This window comes from Streptomyces sp. NPDC102279, assembly GCF_044766365.1.
Classification (GTDB): Bacteria; Actinomycetota; Actinomycetes; order Streptomycetales; family Streptomycetaceae; genus Streptomyces.
The window spans coordinates 274,198-296,206 of the sequence record NZ_JBIWLU010000008.1 but is presented as its reverse complement, the minus strand read 5'-3'; the positions used below and the strand labels follow the sequence as shown (position 1 = coordinate 296,206).

Sequence of the window (22,009 nt, the reverse complement as noted above, 5' to 3'; positions counted from 1 at the left end):
ACCGCGACGGCGTGCGGGGAAGCAGTGTCCGACCACCGGGGGTCCTGATGAGTGTGTTCTTCTATGCCGTGCCCGTACTGATCATCGCCGGAGCGCTGCTCATCGCGGTCAAGGTGGTGCGCCGCTCGCTCGAACTGCGCAGCGCCTGGAGCAGCGGCCTGACCGCCGAGGGCCGCTGCCTGCGTTCGTACACCACGACCAGCGGCGGCAGCGGCGACTCCTCCGTCACCACGACGCAGCACCACGTCTACGAGTTCACGACGCGCGACGGCCGCGCCGTCCGCTTCGACGAGGACAACGGCCGCCCGACGATCGTCGAGGGCGACATCGTCACCGTGCACTACACCGCCGCGCACCCCGAGAAGGCCACGGCCCACGCGCCGAGCCCGGTCAAGGCCGCGGCGGGCACCGTCGCCATGCTGGCGTTCTGCGGCGTGATCGTCGCCTTCTGCGTCGGCTTCATGATCACCTTCCACGAGGTCTTCGCGGGGGACTCCTTCTTCGGTGGCATCTAGGACGTCACGGGCGGCGTGCACGCCTCTCCACATCTAACGGTCCGTCAATTACCGTACGCCTCCATGGGGTTCAGCAGGCGTACCGTCGGGGAACTCGTGGCGCAGCGGTGGGGTGACCACCGGCCGGGGCTGTGGTTCGAGGGCCGGACCGTCAGCCACCACCAGGTGGCGGCGGGCGCGGCCCAACGGGCCGCGCTGCTCTCCCGACTGCTGCCGCCCGGCGCCGAACCGCACCTCGGGGTGCTGCTCGACAACACTCCCGAGTACCCGCTGTGGCTCGGCGCCGCCGCCCTCGGCGGAGCCACCGTCGCCGGGATCAACCCGACGCGGCGCGGCCCCGAACTCGCCCGCGACATCGTGCACACCGCGTGCCGCGTCCTGATCACCGAGCGCGCCCACCTGCCGCTCCTCGACGGCCTCCGGCTCCCCGGCGTACGCGTCCTGGTGACCGACACGGACGACTACGCCGAGCTCCTCGGACCCTACGAGGGCGCGCGGCCCGACGCGTCCGCCGCGCGTCCCGACAGCCGGTTCCTGTTGCTGTTCACCTCCGGTTCGACCGGCGCTCCGAAGGCCGCGATCTGCACCCAGGGCAGGATCGCGGCCGCCGGACTCTCGCTCGCCGGCCACTTCGGGGTGCGCCCGGACGACACCCACTACATCTGCATGCCGATGTTCCACGGCAACGCGGTGATCGCCGACTGGGCGCCCGCGCTCGCGGCCGGCGCGCGCGTCGCGCTGCGGCGCCGCTTCTCGGCGTCCGGGTTCCTCCCCGACGTCCGCGCCTGCGGCGCCACCTACTTCACCTACGTGGGCCGCGCGGTGCAGTACCTGCTGGCCACGCCCGCCCGTCCCGACGACCGGGACAACCCGCTGCGCATGGGATTCGGCACCGAGGCCGGAGCGGTCGACGCGGCGGCCTTCGAGAAACGCTTCGGCGCGCGACTGGTGGAGGGGTACGGCTCCTCGGAGGGCGGTGCCGCCATCCAGCGCACGTCCGGCACCCCCGCCGGGGCCATCGGGCGCGCGGCCCCCGGAGACGACCTCGCGGTCGTGGACCCACGGACCCGGCGCACCTGCCCGCCGGCCGTCTTCACCTCGGCCGGCCGCTTGCTCAACGGCGCCGAGGCGATAGGGGAGTTGGTGAACCGAGGCGCCAGCCCCTTCGAGGGGTACTGGCGCAACCCCGACGCCGACGCGGCCCGGCGCCGGGGAACGGACCCCCGGCCGGACGCCCCCGCCGCGGAGCGGGACTGGTACTGGACCGGCGACCTCTTCTACCGCGACACGGACGGCTACCTCTACTTCGCCGGACGCACCGACGACCGGCTCCGCGTCGACAGCGAGAACCTCGCCGCCGCGATGATCGAGAACATCCTCGCCCGGTACGAGGACGCGGCCGCCGTCGCGGTGTACGCCGTGCCGGATCCGGTGGCGGGCGACCAGGTCATGGCGACGCTCGTCCTGAAGGACGGAGCCGCCTTCGACCCCCGGGGCTTCACGGCGTTCCTGGACGCCCAGCCCGACCTGGGCACGAAGATGGCGCCCCGGTTCCTGCGGATCGTGGCGCGCATGCCCGTCACCGCCACCAACAAGATCCACCGGGTGGGACTGCGACGCGAGGGATTCCGCTGCCCGGACCCCGTGTGGTGGCGGCCCCCGGACGAGCGGACGTACCGGCCCCTGGCGGCGGCCGACACCGACGTCCTCGACGCCCAGTACCGGGCCCACGGCCGGGAGGATCTCCTGGCCCGAGCGGCGTCCGCGCCGACGGAGCCGCCGAAGCGCCGGCCTCCGGAGGGGTAGGCGAACGGGCCCCGGGTGTCGGGGTGTCGGGGCGTCGGGGTGACGGGGTGACGGCAGGGGTGGAGCCGGTCCACCCCGTGCGCACCCGCGGGCCGGATGGTCCGCGGTCACCGGGCCCGCTTACGGTGTTCGGCATGATCCGACCGGTGGCGTACACGGGATATCTCGTCGGCGGCGTGCTGGTCGGCGCACCTCTGTCGGCGGGCCTGCTGATCCTCGGCACCCTGGGCGCGGCGCTGACCCCCGTCCTCGTCGGGCTGCCCCTGCTCGGGCTGCTCGCGCTGTCCGGCATACCCGTCGGCGTCCTCGAACGGTGGAGGGCGGGCCGACTCGACCGGCCCGCCGTGAGGGACCGCGACCCGGGTGACGAGCGCGGCCACGCGCCGGTCGACCCGCACCGTACCCCGGCCGAGCCGGGACTCGGCCCCTGGGCCAGGCTCCGCTTCACCGAGCAGGCGACCTGGCGCGAACTGGCGTACACCGTGCTGCTCGCGTTCGTGCTGTGGCCGCTGGACCTGCTGGTCCTGGCCGCGGTGTTCGCCCTCCCCGGCGCCCTGCTCACGGCCCCGGCCCAACTCGCCCTGTCCGGCGACGAGACCCGCGTCGCCAAGCTCTGGCTCGTCGACGACTACCCGCAGGCGTCCCTGATCGCCGCGGTCGGACTCCTGCTGCTCCTCGCCCTGTTGTGGCCGCTCACGCTCTACGCCCGGGCCCGCGCGGCCCTTGCCCGGGTGCTCCTCGCGCCGCGCGATACGGAAGTGCGGCTCACCGAGGTGACGGAGTCGCGGGCCCGGCTGGTGGCCGCGTTCGAGGCCGAACGGCGCCGCATCGAGCGGGACTTGCACGACGGGGCCCAGCAGCGGCTGGTCGCCCTGAGCATGCGCCTCGGACTCGCACGCCTCGACGCCCCGTCCGAACTGGCCGATCGCCTGGCGGAAGCGCACAGAGAGGCCGACGAAGCTCTCGGTGAGATCCGGGAGTTGATCCACGGCATCCATCCCCAGGTGCTCGCCGACTACGGGCTCGGGGACGCGATCGCCGACGCAGCCGACCGCTCGGCCGTCCCGGTGGAGGTCGACGTCGAACTGCCCCGCTTCACCGAAGCCGTCGAGTCCGCCGCGTACTTCGCCGTCCGCGAGGCGCTCGCGAACGTGGCCCGGCACAGCGGGGCGGGACGGGCGTGGATCAGCGCCGGCTGCGCGACGGGGGACCGGCGCGGTCGGCGGCTGTGGATCGAGGTGCGGGACGACGGCCGCGGCGGAGCCGCACCGTCCGGCGGGGGGGCCGGGGGGACGGGGGGATCCGGCGGTCGTGCCGGTTCCGGCCTCACCGGTCTCGCCGACCGCCTCGCCGTTCTCGATGGAACACTGGCCGTCGACAGCCCGCCGGGCGGTCCCACCGTGCTGCGTATGGAGATCCCGTGCTGAGAGTCGTACTCGCCGAGGACGGCGTGCTGTTGCGGGAGGGCCTGGTGGGGCTGCTGAACCGCTTCGGACACGAGGTGGTGGCGGCCGTGGGCGACGCGGAGGCACTGCGCGACGCCGTGTCGGCGTACGCGCCCGACCTCGTCGTCACCGATGTCCGTATGCCGCCCGGCTTCCAGGACGAGGGGCTGCGCGCGGCCCTCGCGCTGCGCGCCGCCGACCCGCGCCTCCCGGTGCTGGTGCTCAGCCAGTACGTCCAGCGCGCCTACGCCGCCGACCTCCTCGACACCGGTGACGGCACCGGCGTCGGCTACCTCCTCAAGGACCGGGTCGGGCAGGTCGAGCAGTTCGCGGAGGCGGTCGAGCGGGTCGCGGCCGGCGGGACCGTCGTGGACCCGGAAGTCGTACGGCAGTTGCTGCGTCGTCGGCGCGATCCGCTGGCGACGCTGACACCCCGCGAGCGCGAGGTCCTCGGCCTGGTCGCCGAAGGCCGCTCCAATCGCGCCATCGCCGGGGAACTGGTCGTCACCGAGGCCGCCGTCGGCAAGCACATCGGCAACATCCTGGGCAAGCTGGAGCTGCCGCCGGCCGAGGGGACGCACCGCCGCGTTCTCGCCGTACTCGCCTACCTGCGGGGGTAGTTGAGGCGTGGCGGGGTTCTCCGGAGCGCTGTGAAGGATGCCGTGGTGAGGAGTCCCGGCCGGTTCGCGCGGGGAGGATACCGGGACACGTGAGCCGATGGGCCCGCGTGCCCGACGCCCGAGCCCAGGTGGGTCTTCGAACCGATCGGAGCGACACCCCCTGGGGGCCGGACCGTGCACCCGGCCCGACGGTCCGGCGGTGCCCCACTCACCCTCGACAGCACCCGAAAGGCACTCATGTCCCCCACGCATGACACGCTCGACCGCGGCCACGGCGACGACCTGCTCGCCTTCGTCAGGGCCAGCCCCTCGCCGTACCACGTGGTGGCGAGCGCGGCGCAGCGCCTGGAGAAGGCGGGCTTCGCGGAGCTGCGGGAGCGGGACGACTGGACGGCCGGAGCCGAGGGCGGCCGGTACGTCGTCCGCGCGGGCGCGCTGCTCGCCTGGTACGTGCCACCGGGCGCCCCCGCCCACACTCCGTTCCGGATCGTCGGCGCCCACACCGACTCCCCGAACCTGCGGGTCAAGCCCACCCCGGACACCGGCTCGGCGGGCTGGCGGCAGATCGCCGTGGAGGTCTACGGCGGTGTGCCGCTCAACACCTGGCTGGACCGTGACCTGGGCGTCTCGGGGCGGCTGGCCCTGCGCGACGGTTCGACCCGGCTGGTCTGCGTCGACAAGCCGCTGCTCCGGGTGCCCCAGCTCGCCATCCACCTGGACCGGACCGTCAACGAGGGGCTCGTCCTGGACCGGCAGCGCCACACGACGCCGCTGTGGGGGCTGGGCGACCCGCGGCCCGGCGCCCTGCTCGGCCGGGTCGCCGAGGCGGCCGGCGCCGACGTCTCCGAGATCCTCGGCTGGGACCTGATGCTCCACGACGTCCAGCCGCCCGGTTACCTCGGCGCGGACGAGGAGTTCATCGTCGCTCCCCGCTTGGACAACCAGATCTCGGTGCACGCGGGCGTCACGGCCCTGGTGGCCGCGGCCGGCGCGGCCCGCCCGCCGGCGCGCGTCCCGGTGCTCGCCGCCTTCGACCACGAGGAGGTGGGCAGCGGCTCCGAGTCAGGCGCCCAGGGCCCCCTCCTGGAACGGGTCCTCGGCCGGTCGGTGACCGCCCGCGGCGGGGGTGCGGAGGACTTCGACCGCGCTCTCGCCGGCGCCCTGTGCGTCTCCTCCGACATGTCCCACGCGGTCCACCCCAACTACGCCGAGCGGCACGACCCGGGCCACCACCCGCTGCCCAACGGCGGCCCGGTCATCAAGGTCAACGCCAACCAGCGGTACGCCACGGACGGCGCGGGGTTCGCCGCCTTCGCCGGGGCGTGCGAGCGGGCCGGGGTGTCCTGGCAGCCCTTCGTCTCGCACAACGCGATGCCGTGCGGCACCTCGATCGGCCCGATCACCGCGGCCCGGCTCGGCGTGGCGACGGTCGACGTGGGGGTGGCGGGGCTGTCGATGCACTCGGCGCGTGAGCTGTGCGGGGCACGGGACCCGGAGCTGCTGGCGCGGGTGCTGACGGAGTTCGTCACGTCGGAGTAGGCCGGTACGCGTGAAGGCCCCCCACTCGCGTGGGAGGCCTTCACCAAGGTGCGCCGCCAGGGACTCGAACCCCGGACCCGCTGATTAAGAGTCAGCTGCTCTAACCAACTGAGCTAGCGGCGCATGACTCTCGCCTCCCGCTTCCGCGGGCGGCGACAAAAGAAATACTACCTGGTCCTCGGGGTGCTTCCGACCACCCGCGCGACACCCCGGGGACACCCCGGAAGGCCGGGTCCCGGGGATGTCGTTCGTATCGGCCCCTAGATCGTGAGGGAGAGCAGGACGGGGGCCGCTCCGCGGTTCAGCGTGTCCGCGGCGCGGCGCAGCCGGTGGGCGTGCTCGACCGGGAGCGAGAGGGCGAGGCAGCCGACGGAGGCGCCCGCGGTGATCGGGACGGCCGCGCAGACCGTGCCGATCGCGTACTCCTGGAGGTCGAGCACCGGCACGGTGGCCGGCTGGGAGTCCAGGCGGGACAGCAGCAGCCGCTCGCTGGTGATGGTCCGCGAGGTGAGGCGGGCCATCTTGTGCCGGGCGAGGTGGTCACGGCGGCCGTTGTGGTCGAGCTGGCCGAGCAGGCTCTTGCCGACCGCACTGGCATGCGCGGCGGAACGGAAGTCGACCCATTCGTTGACCGCGGGGGTCGCCGGGCTCTCCGCGTACTGGGTGACGTGCACCTCGCCGTCGATGTACCGGCTGACGTAGACCGCCGCGCCGACCGAGTCGCGGAGCCGGTCGAGGGTCTGCTGGAGCGTCTCGCGCACGGCCTGGTCGCGACCCTCCGCGGTACCGAGCCGGCTGAGGGAGGTACCGGTCACGTACGCCCCGTCGGTGACCTGCTCGACGTACCCCTCCCGGCGCAGCATCCGGACCAGTGCGGTCAGCCGGTCACCGCCGAGGCCGGTCTGGCGGGCGAGCTCGGCGCCGGTGACGCCGGTGGTGTGCCGTGCGACCGTCTCCAGGACGCGCAGGGCGTCCTGGGCCGAGTGGTACGGCGCGGTCGGCTCGTTCTTCAGCGCCACGGTTTCCCCCTGCGCTTCATGGCCCGGCTCAAAGAAGACGTCGGTCCGGACGGCTGGGCTCACTCCACGATAACCGTCAAGCAGCTTTCTGTGAGCGCCTGTTGACGAGATCGGTGGTGCGCTCCACGCCGCTCAGCAGGAGCGCACCACCCTGGCATATGCCAGGGTCACGACCCATCGGGCATGACCCGCGCGCCGGACCTCGCGCCTTCCCGCCCACGCCCGCCGTCCGCCCCCGGTTCACTCCCCGTCGTCACAGCACGGCGCTGAGGAATTCCCGGGTGCGTTCCTGCTCCGGATCGCTGAAGATCTTCTCCGGCGGGCCGGACTCGATGACGTGGCCGGAATCGAACATGAGGACCTGGTCCGAGATGTCCCGGGCGAAATTCATCTCGTGGGTCACGCAGAGCATCGTGATGTCCGTGGTGTGGGCGATGTCACGGAGGACGTCGAGCACGCCCGCGACCAGCTCCGGGTCGAGCGCGGAGGTCACCTCGTCCAGCAGCAGCACCTGCGGCCGCATCGCCAGCGCGCGGGCTATCGCCACCCGCTGCTGCTGGCCGCCGGACAGCCGGCCCGGCCGCTCGTCGCACTTGTCCGCGAGGCCGACCAGGTCGAGCAGCTCCCGGGCCCGCACCTCCGCCTCGTCCTTGGACATGCCGAGGACCGTCACCGGCGCCTCGGTGACGTTTCTGAGCACGCTCATGTTCGGGAACAGGTTGAACTGCTGGAAGACCATCCCGATCTTCTTGCGGACTTCGCGGACCTGCTTCTCGGCCGCGGGGAAGAGCCGGTCCCCGGCCACGGTGATCGTCCCCTCGTCCGGCTGCGTCAGCGTCATCAGCAGCCGCAGGATCGTCGTCTTGCCGGACCCGGACGGGCCGATCAGCGTGACGTGCTTGCCGGAGTCGACACGGAAGTCGAGGTTGTCGAGGACCGTGTTGTCCCCGAAGCGTTTGGTGACCTGGTCGAAGCGGATCAGCTCGCTGCCGTCCACCTTGGGATTCGCGAGGTCCTTCAGAGGGCTGGTGTCGGTGTTCGTGTCAGCGGACAAGGCGTCGCTCCAGGGCTCGCAGCAGCAGGGAAGCCGGGTAGGAAATGAGGATGAAGGCCACGCCGATGACCGTGAGCGGCTCGGTGAACTGGAAGTGCTGCTGCGAGTACAGCCGCGCCTCCCCGAGCATCTCCAGCACGGTGATCGTCATCAGCATCGGGGTGTCCTTGAGCATGGCGATGACGTAGTTGCCGAGCGCCGGCACCACGCGGCGGATCGCCTGCGGCAGGATCACGGCCGTCCAGGTGCGCCGCAACGGCAGGCTGAGCGCCGTGGCCGCCTCCCACTGGCCGGCGGGCACACCCTCGATACCGGCCCGGTAGACCTGCATCGTGTACGTCGAGTAGTGCAGCCCGATCGCGACGACACCGGTGGTCAGCGCGGAGAACGTGATGTCCCATTCGGGCAGCACGTAGAAGAGGAAGAACAGCTGCACCAGCAGCGGGGTGTTGCGCACGAACTCGGTGACCACCCCGACCGGCCAGCGCACCCAGCGCGTCGGCGTCCGCATCAGCAGCGCCCACACCAGACCGAGCGCGAACGAGATCACCGAGCCGAGGGCCAGTGCCTGCAGGGTGACCAGCAGGCCGTCCCAGAAGTGTGGCATGAAGTCGCCGACGGCGTTCCAGTCCCACGTCATGAGGCACCTCCGGTCGTCGTCTCCATGAGGTCCGTGGTGCTCATGAGCCACTCCCGCCCGCGGTACCGGCACCGGCGCCCACGCCGGTCGTCTCGGCCCGCTTCAGCTCGCGCGCCGGCATGCTGTCCGGCTCCTTGCCGATCCCGGCCTTCAGCCGCTTCTCCAGACCGCGCATCAGACGGGTGAGCAGGAAGGCGATGACGAAGTAGATCAGCAGGACGTACGTGTAGACCTCCGCGCTCTGCTGGAGCGCGAGCCGCACCAGGTTGGCGCTGAACGTCAGATCGCCCATGCCCATCACGGAGACCAGCGCGGTGCCCTTGAGCAGTTCGACGAGCAGGTTGCTGAACGGAGGCACCATCTCCGGCACCGCCTGCGGCAGCAGGATCAGCCGCATCCGCTGCCAGTGCGTGAAGCTGAGCGCGATCCCGCCCTCACGCTGCGCCGGGTCGACCGCGTTCAGCGCGCCACGCACGATCTCCGAGCCGTACGCGCCGTACGTCAGCCCGAGCGCCAGCGTGCCCGCCCACAGCGGGACCAGCTGCCAGCCGAAGGCGAGCGGCAGCACGAAGTACACCCAGAAGATCATGATCAGGGCGGAGGTACCGCGGAACACCTCGGTGTAGAAGCCCGCGAGGAAGCGGACGATCCATCGCCGCGAGGTACGCGCGATTCCGACCACGAAGGACATGGCGCCGGCCAACAGTGCGCTGCAGAACAGCAGTTGGACGGTGACCCAGATCCCTTTGAGTACGAGTTCCCAGAGTCCCGATGTCATCCGCGGCACAGCTCCTTCGCGGTCATGTCGGTCATCTCGGCCTTGGTGAAGCCGAACGGCCGCAGGATGCGGAAGATTTCGCCGCTCTCCTTCATCTTCCGCAGCTCGACGTTGAAGGCGTCCCGCAGCCTCGTCTCCGGCGAACGGAACGCGAAACCGCCGCCGTCGACGTGCGGCTTGCCCTTGACCAGCGGCGCGAAGGGCTTGGTGCTCTCGGTCCTGCCGGACTTCTTCACCACTTCGCGCACGGTCAGCGCGGTCCCCGCGAAGACGTCGGCGCGCCCCGCCTCGACCGCGTTCAGGCCGGCGACCTGGTCGGGCACGATCAGGATCTCGCTCTCCTTGTACCCGGCCTCGACCGCGTACTGGATCTCCGCGTAGCCGGTGCCCGTCGCGAATTTGGCCTTCTTCGCCACGACGTCCTTGTAGTCGTGCAGCCCCTTCGGGTTGCCCTTGCGCACGATGAACGCGTCGAGCATCTGGTAGTCGGGGTCGGCGAAGATGACCTGCTCGCACCGCTCGGCGTTGATGTACATCCCGGCGGACACGACGTCGAACTGCTGCGAGTTGAGCCCGGGTATGAGGGAGCCGAACTCGGTCGGAACCGGCTGGACCCGGTCGACGCCGAGCCGCTTGAAGACGGCCGTGGCCAGTTCCGGTGCCTCCCCGGTGAGCCGGCCGTCCCGGTCGATGTACCCGAAGGGGATCTCGCCCGCGATGCCCAGCCGGACGACGCCCTGCGCCCTCAGCCGGTCGAGGAGGTCGCCGCCGTCGGTCGAGGACGCGGTGGCCACCCGACTGCAGCCGGCGGCGCCCAGCGCACCGAGCGCCGCGACCCCCGCGAGCAGCGACCGGCGGGTGGTCCCGGGTGTGTGTCTGTCGTGTGCGCGGTCATTTCCGCGTGCTTTCCCAAGAGGTGGAGCCATGGCCGCGCGGCTACCCGAGACCATGCGAAGTATTCGGATCGATTTCAGCCCCGTACCTATCCGAGGCGCACTTGACCCCGGGGGGACCATGGAATGCATGGCTGATCGATTCATCGAAGTCTCGCTGGTCAAGCGCGATGTGCACTGCACCGCGAAACTCCTCGACGACCGCGCGCCGATCACCTGCGCGGCGGTGTGGGACGCCCTTCCGCTGAGCGGCGACGTGTACCACGCGAAATACGCACGCAATGAGATCTACGCTCTCTTCCCCCCTTTCGCGATATCTGAGCCACCCCTGGAAAATCCGACAGTTACCCCTATTCCAGGAGACCTCTGCTATTTCGCTTTTGCGGGAACGGAGCTGGGCACCAAGGCCTACGGCTACGACGCGGACGTCCGTCCCGGCACCACAGTGGTCGACCTCGCCCTCTTCTACGAGCGCAACAACCTGCTCCTGAACGGGGACGTGGGCTGGATCCCGGGCATCGTCTGGGGCCAACTGGTCGACGGCCTCGACGAGATGGCCGAGGCCTGCAACGACCTGTGGCGGACCGGCGCCGCGGGGGAGACGCTCAGCTTCCGGCGGGCCTGAGGCGCCCCGGCCCGTCTCCGGCACCGGCGTCACCGCCGGTGCCCCTCCCAGCAGTCCGCCGGGACACGGGAGTCGCCGGGGGTGCCACCCCGGCGGCCACCGCCTCGTACAGCGCGTGCGCCGTCCGCAGGACGAGGTCGTCCCGGTGCCGGGCCGCGACGATCTGCAGCCCGGCCGGCAACCCGTCGCCGTCCAGGCCGACGGGGACCGTCGCGGCGGGCTGCTGCGTCAGGTTGAAGGGGTACGTGAACGGCGTCCAGCCCGTCCAGCGGCGCAGCCCCGAGCGGCCCGGCACCTCGACGCCCGCGGCGAACGCCGTCAACGGCAGCGTCGGTGTGACGAGCACGTCGTACGTCGTGTGGAACAGCCCCATGCGGCGGCCCAGCGCCATCCGGACGTCCGTCGCGGCGAGGTACTCCAGCGCGCTGTACCGGGCGCCCCGGCCGCAGACCTCCCGCAGCCCCGGATCGAGCAGGGCCCGCCGGTCGGGCCCGAGCTGCTGGGTCACCCGGGCCGCTCCGCTGAACCACAGGGTGTGGAACGCCTCCACCGGATCGGTGAAGTCCGGGTCCGCCTCGGTGACATGGGCGCCGAGCCCGGCGAGCCGCTCCACCGCCCGCCGTACCGCCGACGCGACCGCGGGGGCGACCGCGACCTGCCCGCCGAGGGACGCCGAGTACGCGACGCGCAGACCGCGCACCCCGCCGTCGAGGGTGTCCATGAAGGAGCCGCCCGCCGGGCCGAGCGCGGACCAGTCGCGGGCGTCCGGCGCGCCGATCACGTCGAGCATCAGCGCCGCGTCGGCGGCGTCCCGGGTCATCGGGCCCACGTGCGCGAGCGTCCCGAAGGCGCTGGCCGGATAGAGCGGCACCCTGCCGTACGTCGGCTTCAGCGCGAAGATCCCGCAGAACGCGGCCGGTATGCGCACACTGCCACCGCCGTCCGTGCCGAGCGACAGCGGACCCGCGCCGAGCGCGACGGCCGCCGCACTGCCCCCGCTGGAGCCGCCCGCGGTGCGCGAGACGTCGTACGGGTTGCGGGTCACGCCCGACAGCGGTGAGTCCGTGACTCCCTTCCAGCCGAACTCGGGCGTCGTCGTCTTGCCGAGGAACACCGCGCCGTGCTCGCGCAGCCGGGCCACCGACGGCGCGTCCTCGTCCCAACGCCCCCGCTCGCTCACGGTCTTCGAGCCGCGCAGCGTCGGATGCCCGCGCAGCAGCAGGATGTCCTTCACCGTGACGGGCACCCCGTCCAGCAGGCCCATCGGTTCCCCGCGCCGCCAGCGGTCCGCCGACGCGCGGGCCCGGGCCAGGGCGTCGTCCGCGAGGAGGCGGACGAACGCGTTCACGTCGGGCTGCACCCGCTCGGCCCGTTCCAGGGCGGCGCGCGTCACCTCCTCGGGGCTGAATTCGCCCTTGCGGTACCCGTCGACGAGTTGTACGGCGGTCAGCTCGGTGAGTTCCGACATCGGCCCCTCCACGGTGGTTCAGTGTCCGGGTACGTACCCACGCTTCTTGTCGACCACGTTCCGCAGGGGCTTACCCGCCGCCCAGCGGTCGTACAACTCCAGGAACTGTGTGCCCAGTTCGTCCCGCCAGCCGATGGTGTCCCCGCTCATGTGCGGCGACACGATCAGACCCGGGACCTGCCACAACGTGCTGTCGGGGCCCAGCGGTTCGTGCTCGAAAACATCGAGGGCCGCGCCCGCGATCCAGCGTTTCGACAGCGCCTCGGCGAGCGCCGCCTCGACGACGAGCTGACCGCGCCCCACGTTGATGAAGCGGGCGGAGGGCTGCATCATCCCGAAGCGCCGCGCGTCGAACATGCCGTGTGTCTCGTCGGTGAGCGGCGCGGCGCACACCACCCAGTCGGCCCGGGCCATCAGCCGGTCCAGGTCCTCCGGTCCGTGGATCCCGGTGCGCGGCATGCGGCCCACCAGGGCCGTGGTGATGTCGAGCGCCTTGAACGTCCGGACGATCGCCCGTCCGATGGGCCCGGAGCCCACCACGCAGGCCCGGGTGCCGGCCACGCGCTGGGACTCGCGGTGGCGCCACTCGCGGTCGCGCTGGAGGTCCCAGGTCCGCGGCAGGTCCTTCGCCATGGCGAGCACCAGCGCCGCCACGTACTCGGCGATGGGCTGGTCGAACACCCCGCGCGCGTTCGTCACCACCGTTTCGGAGGCGGCGAGTTCGGGGCACATCAGATGGTCCACACCGGCGCTCGCGGTGTGCACCCAGCGGGGCCGCGGACCCTCGCCCGGCCACGCGCGGCGCACGGCGTCCGAGGCGAAGTCCCACACGAGCAGCGCGTCCGCGTACGGCAGCTTCTCCGCGAGCGTGGAGTCGTCGGCGTGCTCGACGCGCACGCGGCCGGTGAGACGGCCGAGGCGGGGGAGGGGATCGGCGTCCAGGACGAGCAGGGTGGTCCCGGGGGAGGACGAGGAGGACGGGGCGGGGGACATACGGGCGTTCATCGGGGGAAACCGTTTCGCAATGCGAGTCCGCTTTTCTGGGGTGTCCTGAGGCGAGATGGCCGGGGAGACGTGCGGGCGAACAGGGGTCGGAGCCGTCTGAGATGCGCGGATTGACCACGCTCGCACCCGAACCTACCTTCGTCAACACGGGCCCGCACACGGTCCGTTGCCCGCCTGTTTCCCTTCGTGAGGCCGGTGCCAGCCATGGACGTTTCCTTTCTCGGCGGTCCGTATCCGCAGCGCGGGGTCGGCGTCGTCGCCCCGTTCGACTTCGCCCTCGACCGTGAGCTGTGGCGCTGGGTCCCGGCCGAGGTCTCCCTGCATCTGACCCGCACCCCCTTCGTGCCGGTCGAAGTCAGCCTGGACCTGGCGCGGCTGGTCTCCGAGCACGAGACGCTCGGCGACGCGGTCCGCGCCCTGAACGCGGTCGCGCCCGAGATCGTCGCGTACGCCTGCACCTCCGGCAGCTTCGTCGGCGGGGTCGCCGGGGAGAGGGCCATGTGCGAGGCGATGACACGGGCGGGCGCGATCCCCTCGCTCACCACCTCCGGCGCCCTCCTGGACGCCCTCGCGGAACTCGGTGCCCGCCGGATCGCCCTGGTCACCCCGTACACCGTCTCCGTCACCCAGTCCCTGGAGGAGTACCTCGCCGAGGCCGGCATCACCGTCACGGACCGCGCCTTCATGGGCCTGACCCGGCACATCTGGAAGGTCCCGTACCGCGATGTCGCCGACATGGCCCGCCGGGCGGTGCGCGGCCACGCCGACGCCCTCTTCATCAGCTGCACCAACCTTCCGACGTACGACGTCATCCCCCAGCTGGAGGCCGAGCTGCGCATCCCGGTGATCTCGGCCAACCAGGTGACGATGTGGGCGGCACTGCGCCAATTGGGTACCCGAGCTGTGGGCCCCTATCAGCGGCTGATCGATCAGGCCGCCCGCAGGGACCCCGTACTGCCGGAAGAACAGGAAGGTTGGGCATGACCGCACTCGGATTCCTCTACCCCGGCCACTCGGCCGAGGACGACTACCCGCGCATGGAGCTGCTGCTCGGCAGCGACGTCCGCCTGACCGTCGTTCACACGGACATCGGGGAGGACGCCCACCGCGTGGACGCCCTGCTCGAGATGGGGTCCCCGGAACGTCTGGAGGCGGGTGTCGAGGAGCTGCGCCTGTCCGGTGCCGAGGCCGTGGTCTGGGCCTGCACCAGCGGCAGCTTCGTCCGCGGCTGGCAGGGCGCCCACGAGCAGGTCCGCGGCCTCGCCCGGTCTGCGGGCCTCCCCGCGTCCTCGACGTCCTTCGCCTTCGCGCACGCCGTCCAGGAGATCGGGGCGCACCGCGTGGCGATCGGGGCGACCTATCCCGAGGACGTGGCCGCGCTCTTCGCCGCGTTCCTCAAGGAGGCGGGCACCGAGGTGGTGGCCGTGAGCGCCTCCGGTGTCGTCACCGCGGCCGAGGTCGGCACCTGGGAGTACGGCCAGGTCCTGGCCCTGGCCCGCGAGGTGGACCGCCCCGACGCCGAGGCGATCCTTCTCCCGGACACCGCCCTGCACACGGTGTCCCACATCCCGGACCTGGAGAAGGAGCTCGGCAAACCGGTCCTCACCGCCAACCAGGTCTCGGTCTGGGAGGCCCTCCGCCTCACGGACCGCCGCGTGAACGCCCCCCGCCTGGGCACCCTCTTCACGAGGGAACCCATCGTCCAGGCGTAGCGAGGCGCTCGTGACGGTTCAGCCCCTCCGGCGTTCGAGGAGCGGAGTACGGGACGGAGCCCCGGGTACGGGACGGGCAGGGGCGGGGTGGGCGGATCGGCGCGTCCCCCCGCCCACCCCGCCGGGGGCGACCGGAGGACCCGAGGAATAAACGGAGCCACCCTCCTGTTGGCAGGCGCGAGGACACGATCGCGCAGCAACAGGAGGCACCCCCGGTGGACGAGACGGCCGAAACGGGCGAGATCCGAGGCACGGCACAGGGCACAGCCCCGGTACCGCTGTCCGTACTGGACCTGGTCACCGTGGGCGCGGGCCGCACCGCGACCGACGCACTGCGCACCAGCGTCCAGATCGCCCGCCTCGCGGAATCCCGCGGCTTCCACCGTTACTGGGTGGCCGAACACCACTCGATGCCGGGCGTGGCCAGCTCCTCGCCCGCGGTGATCCTCGCCCACCTGGCCGCCCACACGGACCGCGTCCGGCTGGGCTCCGGCGGAGTGATGCTCCCCAACCACGCCCCGCTGGTCATCGCGGAGCAGTTCGGCACCCTCGAAGCGATGGCCCCGGGCCGTGTCGACCTCGGCCTCGGCCGGGCCCCCGGCACGGACGGCGCCACGGCCGCGGCCCTGCGCCGCACCGAGCGTCTCAACGAGGGCGCCGACGACTTCCCCGAGCAGCTCGCGGAACTCACCCGCTTCCTGGACGACGACTTCCCCGACGGCCACCCCTACGCGCGGATCCACGCCGTTCCGGGGCCCGTCCAGTCCACCTCGCCCGGCGGCGTCCAGTCCCCGCACCGGCCGCCGATCTGGCTGCTCGGTTCGTCCGGTTTCAGCGCCCGTCTCGCCGGAGTGCTCGGTCTGCCCTTCGCCTTCGCCCACCACTTCTCGGCGCAGAACACCGTTCCCGCGCTCGACCTCTACCGGGAGTCCTTCCGGCCGAGTGCGGTCCTCGACGCGCCGTACGCCCTCATCGGCGTCTCCGCGCTCGCCACGGACGACGAGCGGGAGGCCCGCCGGCAGGTGCTGGCCGCCGCTCTGAACATGGTCCGCCTGCGCACCGGCCGCCCGGGACTCGTCCCGACCCCCGAGGAGGCCGAGGCGTACGAATTCAGCCCGATGGAGCGGGAGTTCATCGACTCCTGGAACGCCAACGTCATCCACGGCACCGCCGACGAGGTGCGCACCGGTCTCGACGACCTCCAGAAGCGCACCGGGGCCGACGAGTTGATGATCACGGGCAACGCGCACGGCGGCGACGTACGCCTGCGCTCCTACGAACTGATCGCGGACGCCTACGGGTTGCCGAAGGCCGAGGGCGCCGGCGCCTGAGGGCCGGTCCGGAGATCCGGGCGCGGACCGGGTCGGCCCGCCCGGGACCCGGTCAGGCCAGCGGGCAGGCGCCCGAGGTCAGCAGCGCGGAGATGCGGTCCGGTGCCACCGGCCGGGAGTACAGCCACCCCTGGCCGGTGTCGCACCCGATCCCGCGCAGCCGGGACGCCTGCGAGGCCGTCTCCACGCACTCCGCGGTGACGGTCAGCCCCAGCCGGTGCGCGAGCTGGATCAGGGCCTCGACGATGACCTCGTCGGCCGGGTTGGGGTGGGCGGAGGTCCCGTCGGCGTTCTCGTACTGGAAGCCGCGGACGAAGGAGCCGTCCAGCTTCAGCACGGACACCGGGAGCCGGCTGAGGTAGGCGAGGTTCGAGTAGCCGGTGCCGAAGTCGTCGATCGCGATACGGACACCCATGTCGCTGAGCGCCTGGAGGGCCTGGAGCGGGCGGCCCGCCGAGCCCATCACCGCCGACTCCGTGAGCTCCAACTGCAGGAGATGCGGGTCGAGTCCGGTCTCCGCCAGGATCTCGGCCACATCCGCCACCAGATCGGAGTCCCAGACCTGCCGCACGGCGACGTTGACACTGACGAAGAGCGGTGGCGCGTCCGGATGGTCCAGCTGCCAGCGGCGGGCCTGCCGGCAGGCGGTGGCCAGCACCCAGCGGCCGAGCTGCACGATCGAACCGTCCTCCTCGGCCAGTCCGATGAACCGATTCGGCGTCAGCATGCCGAACCGCGGATGGTTCCAGCGGACCAGCGCCTCCACGCCGTGCACGCCGCCGTCCTCCATGCCCACCAACGGCTGGTACTCCAGGGCGAATTCGCCGCGCTCGACGGCGGCCCGCAGGGTGGACGACAGCGCCTGGCGTGTCATCCGGTGCGCGTTGCGCTCCGGGTCGAAGAGCGTCCACCGCCCCTTGCCGTCGGCCTTCGCCCAGTACAGCGTGGTGTCGGCGGCCTGCATCAGCCCCGTCGCGGTCGTCCCGGTGGCGCGGCGCTCGACGACCCCGATGGACGCCGACAGCGACAGCCGCTGGCCCGACAGGTCGAACGGCGCCTGGAGTGCCTTCAGCGCGGACTCGGCGAGGTCCGCCACCTGCTCGGTGCCGGTCGAGTCCTCGACGAGCAGCGCGAACTCGTCGCCGCCCAGCCGTGCCACCAGGGGAGACGTGGCACGGGCGTGCCCCGCCTCGTCGGCGCAGCGCGTCAGCCGCTCCGCGACGGCCGCGAGAAGCCGGTCCCCGACCCGGTGGCCGAGCGTGTCGTTGACCGCCTTGAATCCGTCGAGGTCCAGATAGCAGAGCCCGATCCGGCCGGTGCCGCCGTCCTCGTACGCCTCCGCCTCCAGGGCGGCCGTCAGGCGCTCGAAGAACAGCGTGCGGTTGGGCAGCCGGGTCACCGGGTCGTGCATCTGCAAGTGCCTTAGCCGGGCCTGGAGTTCACGCCGGGGACCGATGTCGGCGACCGACACCAGGACGGCCTCCTCCTGCGGGGGCAGCGGGGTGACCGTGATCTGCACCCAGAGGGAGTGGCCGTCGGGGTGCTTGAGCCGGCGGGTGCAGCGCAGCCGCGCCTGCCGGCCGCGCAGCACCTCGCGGTACGCGTGCCAGGTCCGGGCGTCGGAGGCCAGGTCCACCAGCTCGGAGGCGGACCGGCCGGCGAACGTGTGCGCCTCGACGCCCAGCAGTGTGGCCAGTGACTCGTTAGCGGTGACGACGGTGCCGTCGCGGTCGACGACGGCCATCGCGAGGGGAGCGGAGGCGAACGCAGCCTGGAAGGCGCGGGGTGACGTTCCGTCGGGAGCCGCCGCCTCCACGGGCATCCCCGGTGACACGGAGGACACGGGTGGCAGGGGTGGGGCGGATGTGCCGGGAGAGGACCCGGTGGACGGACCTGAAGACGTGTCGACGTGACGCTCTGTGACGGTCGGCCGGACGAGGTCTCCCGCGGGCGCCGGCCCTTCGGACGTTCCGCTCACCGCTCGCTCCCGCAGTGCACTCGTTCTTCGTATGGGTCTCTCGGGTGGTCGGCCGGACTGGGCGGCCGCACAAGCCGTGTCGGTGCAGGAAAGTGTGCCGATCATAGAGGCTGGCCTCGGGACGGTGCAGCCCCTGTCCAGTGTCCCGGAACAACCACCCGTTCTGACAGATCGTTTCTGCCTGCATCTGGACGGGTTCCCTCCCCTGCCGACCGCATGTGACGTTCCGTGAGTGGTCGGGGGTGTCGGCCCGTCAGCCCTCTCACTCTTCTGGTGCAGACAAACAGGGCGAAGTAATACAAATACACACAGGCTGGGTGCGGTGTCCCGAAATCCGCATCCGGAGGTCGACGTGCCGCGTCCGCTCCCCCTGGGGGTTCTCACTCGTGGGGCCCTGCGCGGCCTCGCCCGTGACGGGTTGCCCCGCTGGCGCAGCACCGCGGCCGCGTTCACCTCGATGACGGCGCTCGCCGCGACCTCCCTGGTGCCCGGTCCCGCGCTCGCAGAGCCCCTCGCGGACCCGTGCGCCCTGACGCGGACCGAGGCGCACCACTCGGAGGGCGTCGACACCTGGAACTCCTCCTACGTGCGCCCCACCCGCCCTCTCAACGCCGTGATGGTGTTCCTGTCCTTCCCGGACTCCACGCCGACCACCACCCCGGCGGAGCTGACCGGCGACTACTTCCCCGCCACCAGCCGTTTCTTCGAACGCGCCTCGTACGGCAGGTTCACGGTCCGCCCGCATCCCCAGCACGCCTGGATCCAGATGCCGCACGCCTCCACCTCGTACGCCATACAGCGCGACTGGAACGCCACCGACCGGGCCGCCTACCTGCGCGACGCCCTCGCGGTGTCCGACCCGCAGGTCGATTTCTCGCGCTACGACGTCGTCTACTTCGTCGCCGACCCGGACGCGCCGGGCGTCGACTCGGACGCCACGAAGGTCGTCAACATGGACACACCGCTGCGTGCGGACGGCAAGGACATCCGCCGCGTCGTCACGGTCTTCGAGAAGCACCCGCCGGACCGTCTCGTCCTCGCGCACGAGACCGGCCATGTCTTCGACCTGCCCGACCTGTACCACCGCCCCGAGGACGGCAAGGGCGACTGGGACACGTATGTCGGCGACTGGGACCTCATGGGCAGCCAGTTCGGCCTCGCGCCCGACCTCTTCGGGTGGCACAAGTGGCGGCTGGGGTGGCTGGAACCGAACCAGGTGGCGTGCGTACGGGGCTCGGGAACCACCCGTCTGACACTGGAGCCGCTGGGCGCCGGGCCGGCCGGATCCGCCGGCTCCGCGGGTTCGGCGGTGCGCTCGGTGGCCGGTACGGGTGCCGTCGGTGCGGCCGGGACCTCGGGCGGTGCGGCCGGGAGTTCCGGCGGGGCGGCCGGGATCTCGGGCGGTGCGGCCGGGAGTTCCGGCGGGGCGGCCGGGGCCGAGCCCGGGGCTTTGGGGGTCGCTTCCCTTCCGGGCACGCGGACGTTCGGTGTGGGGCGCGGCACCAAGCTGGCGGTCGTCCCGACGGGCCCCGGCAGCGCCCTCGCCTTCGAGGCGCGCGGCTCGGTGGGCAACGACGGCTCGACCTGCACGCAGGGGGTTCTCGTCTACCGGGTCCACAGTGGCACCGAGTCGGGCGGCGGCCCCGTCCAGGTCCTCGACGCCCACCCGCACACCGAGGCCTGCTGGGAGGACTCGGTCTACCCGCCCCTGGCGGACGCGCCGGTGAGCCTCGGTGAGAGTTTCACGGTGCCGGGCGAGGACGTCCGGGTCGAGGTGGAGAACCGGACCGTGTCGGGCTCCTGGACGGTCAAGATCACGACGGGCTGAGCGGGCGCGCGACGGCATTCCCGCACCAGCCGCGGCCGTGCGGGCGAGATCCGGCGGCCGTGGGGACTGGGGGCGGAGACTTCCGGGGGAGGGGGAGAAACGACAAGAGCGGGACGCTCGCGTTTCCGCGATCATCCCGCTCTCGTTGGCGTGCGCCGCCAGGGACTCGAACCCCGGACCCGCTGATTAAGAGTCAGCTGCTCTAACCAACTGAGCTAGCGGCGCCTGCTGACGTCGTAGACCTTAGCATCCTGATCGGCGGGAGGAAAAATCGATATCCGCACCGCCGCCGACACCGCCGCACGGGCCGCCCGCACGGCCGCCCAGAGCAGGATCTCGGGCCCGGGGAGCCAGGGCTGACGGGTGTCGGGGGCGACCAGCCAGCGCGCGTCGTTCCGGCCGGAGTCCGCGGTGGCGCCGGGCGCGGCGAGCGCCGGAACGGTCACCGCGTCCCCGGTGCCGTGGCAGAGCAGGGGCGGCACCTCGCGGCAGCGGCCCACATGCCCGCCCGCGGTTCCGTGCGCTCCGGAGTCGCGTCCCTCGGAGCCCCACTCCTCCCAGCGCATCAGCGATGGCAGCCGCTGGGCGGTGCCGGGGGCGGCGAACAGCAGCATCCGCCCGCGGTACGCCGCCACCGGGCCCGAGCCCGGCCCGTCGTCCCAGAGCCGGTCGAGCATCCGCCGGCCGAAGAGCGACGGCGCGCTGACGATGTCGAAGGCGCTGCCGCACGGCAGCACGACCGGGGCGTCCGGCCGCTCCGCCCACAGGGCGAGCGTGCTTCGCGGATACGTTCCCGCCGAGGCGAGCCAGGCGGCTCCCTCGGAGGTGACCCCCGAGGCGTCCCGCCACTCGGGCAACGGTGTTCCGGGGCTGTGCGGGGTGCTGCTGGCCGGGTTCCGTGTGCTGCTCATGACGCATACATCTACCGGCAGTGAGGGGACCGCTTCGGAGGGTTGCGAAAAGCCGGGACAGGAGCGGGTGGAGGGGAGTATCTTGCCCGCCTGGCATATGCCAGCGATCTTGTCCGCCCGGGACACCTGATCACCGGCCGCCTCCGGGCGGCCCGCGGGCGGGCCCGCCGAGGTGCCGGAGGGCGGGACGGGAAGCGCCGGGGTGTGCCGTGACCGGCACCGGTCGGAGGTGGTGCGGGGCTCGGGCTCCGCACCTCGTACGGGGCCCGAGCCGGGGCGGGGTGACCGGGCGCGAGACCGTGCCGGGGCCGGACCGCCGGGCGGAGGAGGCCCAGCGGGCCCGGGGCGCAGGCCGCGTGGAGCCGGAGGCGGGTGCGCGGGGACTCGGTCGGAGGCTGGCCGCAGGCCCCGGGGCCTGCGGCCGCACGGCTCCCGGCCGGCGGACGCGGCCCCGTCAGAGGGTGTCGGACACCCCGTGGCCGTGGCCGCTGCCCTCGGCGCCGGAGAGCAGGTCGCGGCCGAACTCGACCATCTTCTTCGCGTAGTCCTCGGTCCACTCGGCGCGCTCGGCGATCTCCGCCGTGGTCAGCCGGTCGAAGCGGCGCGGGTCGGCGAGTTGCGCGGCCGCGATGGCCTGGAACTCGAGCGCCCGGTCCGCCGCGGCGCGGAACGCCTGCGTCAGCTCCGTCGCCCGGTCCAGCAGCGCGCGGGGATCGTCTATCGACTCCAGGTCGAAGAAGTGCTCCGGGTCCCCGGCGGCCTCCGCCGGCTCGAAGAGCAGGGGCGCGGGGCGAAGCCGTGGTTCGTTCCGACGCGGCGTGGGCTCCGCCATGTCTTCTCCT

General features: G+C 72.3%; 20 protein-coding genes and 2 tRNA genes. 10 read left to right on the top strand and 12 right to left on the bottom strand.

Annotated features, from left to right (window positions below):
• Positions 1-47: 47 nt before the first annotated feature.
• The 5 genes from ACIRQH_RS22440 to ACIRQH_RS22420 all read left to right on the top strand — a co-directional run bounded on the left by ACIRQH_RS22440 (position 48) and on the right by ACIRQH_RS22420 (position 5,925).
• Positions 48-515, top strand: a complete 468-nt coding sequence (locus ACIRQH_RS22440; RefSeq protein ID WP_358814953.1) for a DUF3592 domain-containing protein — start codon at positions 48-50, stop codon at positions 513-515.
• Between the two features lie 63 nt (positions 516-578).
• Complete coding sequence (locus ACIRQH_RS22435) at positions 579-2,321, top strand: long-chain-fatty-acid--CoA ligase (protein WP_388931182.1); 1,743 nt, start codon at positions 579-581, stop codon at positions 2,319-2,321.
• 134 nt (positions 2,322-2,455) lie between these two features.
• Positions 2,456-3,748: a sensor histidine kinase gene (locus ACIRQH_RS22430; protein ID WP_404226862.1), complete on the top strand. Its 1,293-nt coding sequence runs from the start codon at positions 2,456-2,458 to the stop codon at positions 3,746-3,748.
• Entirely contained in the window at positions 3,742-4,386 is a 645-nt protein-coding gene (locus ACIRQH_RS22425; protein WP_358814950.1) for a response regulator transcription factor, read from the top strand. Before ACIRQH_RS22430 ends, ACIRQH_RS22425 begins: the two co-directional genes overlap by 7 nt.
• Positions 4,387-4,623: 237 nt before the next feature.
• Positions 4,624-5,925: a M18 family aminopeptidase gene (locus ACIRQH_RS22420; protein ID WP_404226861.1), complete on the top strand. Its 1,302-nt coding sequence runs from the start codon at positions 4,624-4,626 to the stop codon at positions 5,923-5,925.
• A gap of 49 nt (positions 5,926-5,974) precedes the next feature.
• Here the strand turns inward: ACIRQH_RS22420 and ACIRQH_RS22415 are convergent.
• The 6 genes from ACIRQH_RS22415 to ehuB form a co-directional block, all read right to left on the bottom strand.
• Positions 5,975-6,048, bottom strand: a tRNA-Lys gene (locus tag ACIRQH_RS22415).
• 137 nt (positions 6,049-6,185) lie between these two features.
• Entirely contained in the window at positions 6,186-6,944 is a 759-nt protein-coding gene (locus ACIRQH_RS22410; RefSeq protein WP_358814948.1) for an IclR family transcriptional regulator C-terminal domain-containing protein, read from the bottom strand.
• A gap of 253 nt (positions 6,945-7,197) precedes the next feature.
• Positions 7,198-7,998: an ectoine/hydroxyectoine ABC transporter ATP-binding protein EhuA gene (gene ehuA, locus ACIRQH_RS22405; protein ID WP_388866115.1), complete on the bottom strand. Its 801-nt coding sequence runs from the start codon at positions 7,996-7,998 to the stop codon at positions 7,198-7,200.
• Positions 7,988-8,638, bottom strand: coding sequence for an ectoine/hydroxyectoine ABC transporter permease subunit EhuD (gene ehuD / locus ACIRQH_RS22400; RefSeq protein WP_358814946.1), 651 nt, complete (start codon positions 8,636-8,638; stop codon positions 7,988-7,990). Before ehuD ends, ehuA begins: the two co-directional genes overlap by 11 nt.
• Before the next feature lie 40 nt (positions 8,639-8,678).
• A complete protein-coding gene (gene ehuC, locus ACIRQH_RS22395; protein ID WP_358814945.1) occupies positions 8,679-9,416 on the bottom strand; it encodes an ectoine/hydroxyectoine ABC transporter permease subunit EhuC in 738 nt (245 codons plus the stop codon).
• Positions 9,413-10,342, bottom strand: a complete 930-nt coding sequence (ehuB, locus tag ACIRQH_RS22390; protein ID WP_388866111.1) for an ectoine/hydroxyectoine ABC transporter substrate-binding protein EhuB — start codon at positions 10,340-10,342, stop codon at positions 9,413-9,415. Before ehuB ends, ehuC begins: the two co-directional genes overlap by 4 nt.
• A gap of 97 nt (positions 10,343-10,439) precedes the next feature.
• Between ehuB and ACIRQH_RS22385 the strand changes: the two genes are divergently transcribed.
• Positions 10,440-10,934 carry a DUF3830 family protein gene (locus ACIRQH_RS22385; RefSeq protein ID WP_358814943.1) on the top strand — a complete coding sequence of 165 codons (495 nt, stop codon included), beginning with the start codon at positions 10,440-10,442 and terminating at the stop codon, positions 10,932-10,934.
• Here the strand turns inward: ACIRQH_RS22385 and ACIRQH_RS22380 are convergent.
• Both ACIRQH_RS22380 and ACIRQH_RS22375 read right to left on the bottom strand, forming a co-directional pair.
• Positions 10,915-12,402: an amidase gene (locus ACIRQH_RS22380; RefSeq protein ID WP_404226860.1), complete on the bottom strand. Its 1,488-nt coding sequence runs from the start codon at positions 12,400-12,402 to the stop codon at positions 10,915-10,917. The genes ACIRQH_RS22385 and ACIRQH_RS22380 overlap by 20 nt on opposite strands.
• An 18-nt stretch (positions 12,403-12,420) precedes the next feature.
• Positions 12,421-13,407: a D-2-hydroxyacid dehydrogenase gene (locus tag ACIRQH_RS22375; RefSeq protein ID WP_404226859.1), complete on the bottom strand. Its 987-nt coding sequence runs from the start codon at positions 13,405-13,407 to the stop codon at positions 12,421-12,423.
• Between the two features lie 204 nt (positions 13,408-13,611).
• Here ACIRQH_RS22375 and ACIRQH_RS22370 point away from each other — a divergent pair, with 204 nt between their 5' ends.
• The 3 genes from ACIRQH_RS22370 to ACIRQH_RS22360 all read left to right on the top strand — a co-directional run bounded on the left by ACIRQH_RS22370 (position 13,612) and on the right by ACIRQH_RS22360 (position 16,450).
• On the top strand, positions 13,612-14,391 hold the full coding sequence (locus ACIRQH_RS22370) for an aspartate/glutamate racemase family protein (protein WP_388866105.1): 780 nt from the start codon (positions 13,612-13,614) through the stop codon (positions 14,389-14,391).
• Complete coding sequence (locus tag ACIRQH_RS22365; protein ID WP_388931172.1) at positions 14,388-15,119, top strand: decarboxylase; 732 nt, start codon at positions 14,388-14,390, stop codon at positions 15,117-15,119. Before ACIRQH_RS22370 ends, ACIRQH_RS22365 begins: the two co-directional genes overlap by 4 nt.
• Before the next feature lie 215 nt (positions 15,120-15,334).
• Complete coding sequence (locus ACIRQH_RS22360) at positions 15,335-16,450, top strand: LLM class flavin-dependent oxidoreductase (RefSeq protein WP_358814938.1); 1,116 nt, start codon at positions 15,335-15,337, stop codon at positions 16,448-16,450.
• Between the two features lie 52 nt (positions 16,451-16,502).
• Here the strand turns inward: ACIRQH_RS22360 and ACIRQH_RS22355 are convergent, their stop codons facing one another.
• Complete coding sequence (locus ACIRQH_RS22355; RefSeq protein ID WP_358814937.1) at positions 16,503-18,428, bottom strand: EAL domain-containing protein; 1,926 nt, start codon at positions 18,426-18,428, stop codon at positions 16,503-16,505.
• A 322-nt stretch (positions 18,429-18,750) separates the two neighbouring features.
• Between ACIRQH_RS22355 and ACIRQH_RS22350 the strand changes: the two genes are divergently transcribed.
• Positions 18,751-20,256 (top strand): M6 family metalloprotease domain-containing protein, encoded by a 1,506-nt coding sequence (locus ACIRQH_RS22350; protein WP_404226858.1) that lies wholly within the window; start codon positions 18,751-18,753, stop codon positions 20,254-20,256.
• A gap of 151 nt (positions 20,257-20,407) precedes the next feature.
• Here ACIRQH_RS22350 and ACIRQH_RS22345 read toward each other — a convergent pair.
• The 3 genes from ACIRQH_RS22345 to ACIRQH_RS22335 all read right to left on the bottom strand — a co-directional run bounded on the left by ACIRQH_RS22345 (position 20,408) and on the right by ACIRQH_RS22335 (position 21,999).
• Positions 20,408-20,481 (bottom strand) — tRNA-Lys (locus tag ACIRQH_RS22345).
• Positions 20,472-21,167, bottom strand: coding sequence for a bifunctional DNA primase/polymerase (locus tag ACIRQH_RS22340; RefSeq protein ID WP_388866093.1), 696 nt, complete (start codon positions 21,165-21,167; stop codon positions 20,472-20,474). The genes ACIRQH_RS22345 and ACIRQH_RS22340 overlap by 10 nt, the downstream gene beginning before the upstream one ends.
• A 454-nt stretch (positions 21,168-21,621) precedes the next feature.
• Positions 21,622-21,999: a hypothetical protein gene (locus ACIRQH_RS22335; RefSeq protein ID WP_388866090.1), complete on the bottom strand. Its 378-nt coding sequence runs from the start codon at positions 21,997-21,999 to the stop codon at positions 21,622-21,624.
• Between the last annotated feature and the right edge of the window lie 10 nt (positions 22,000-22,009).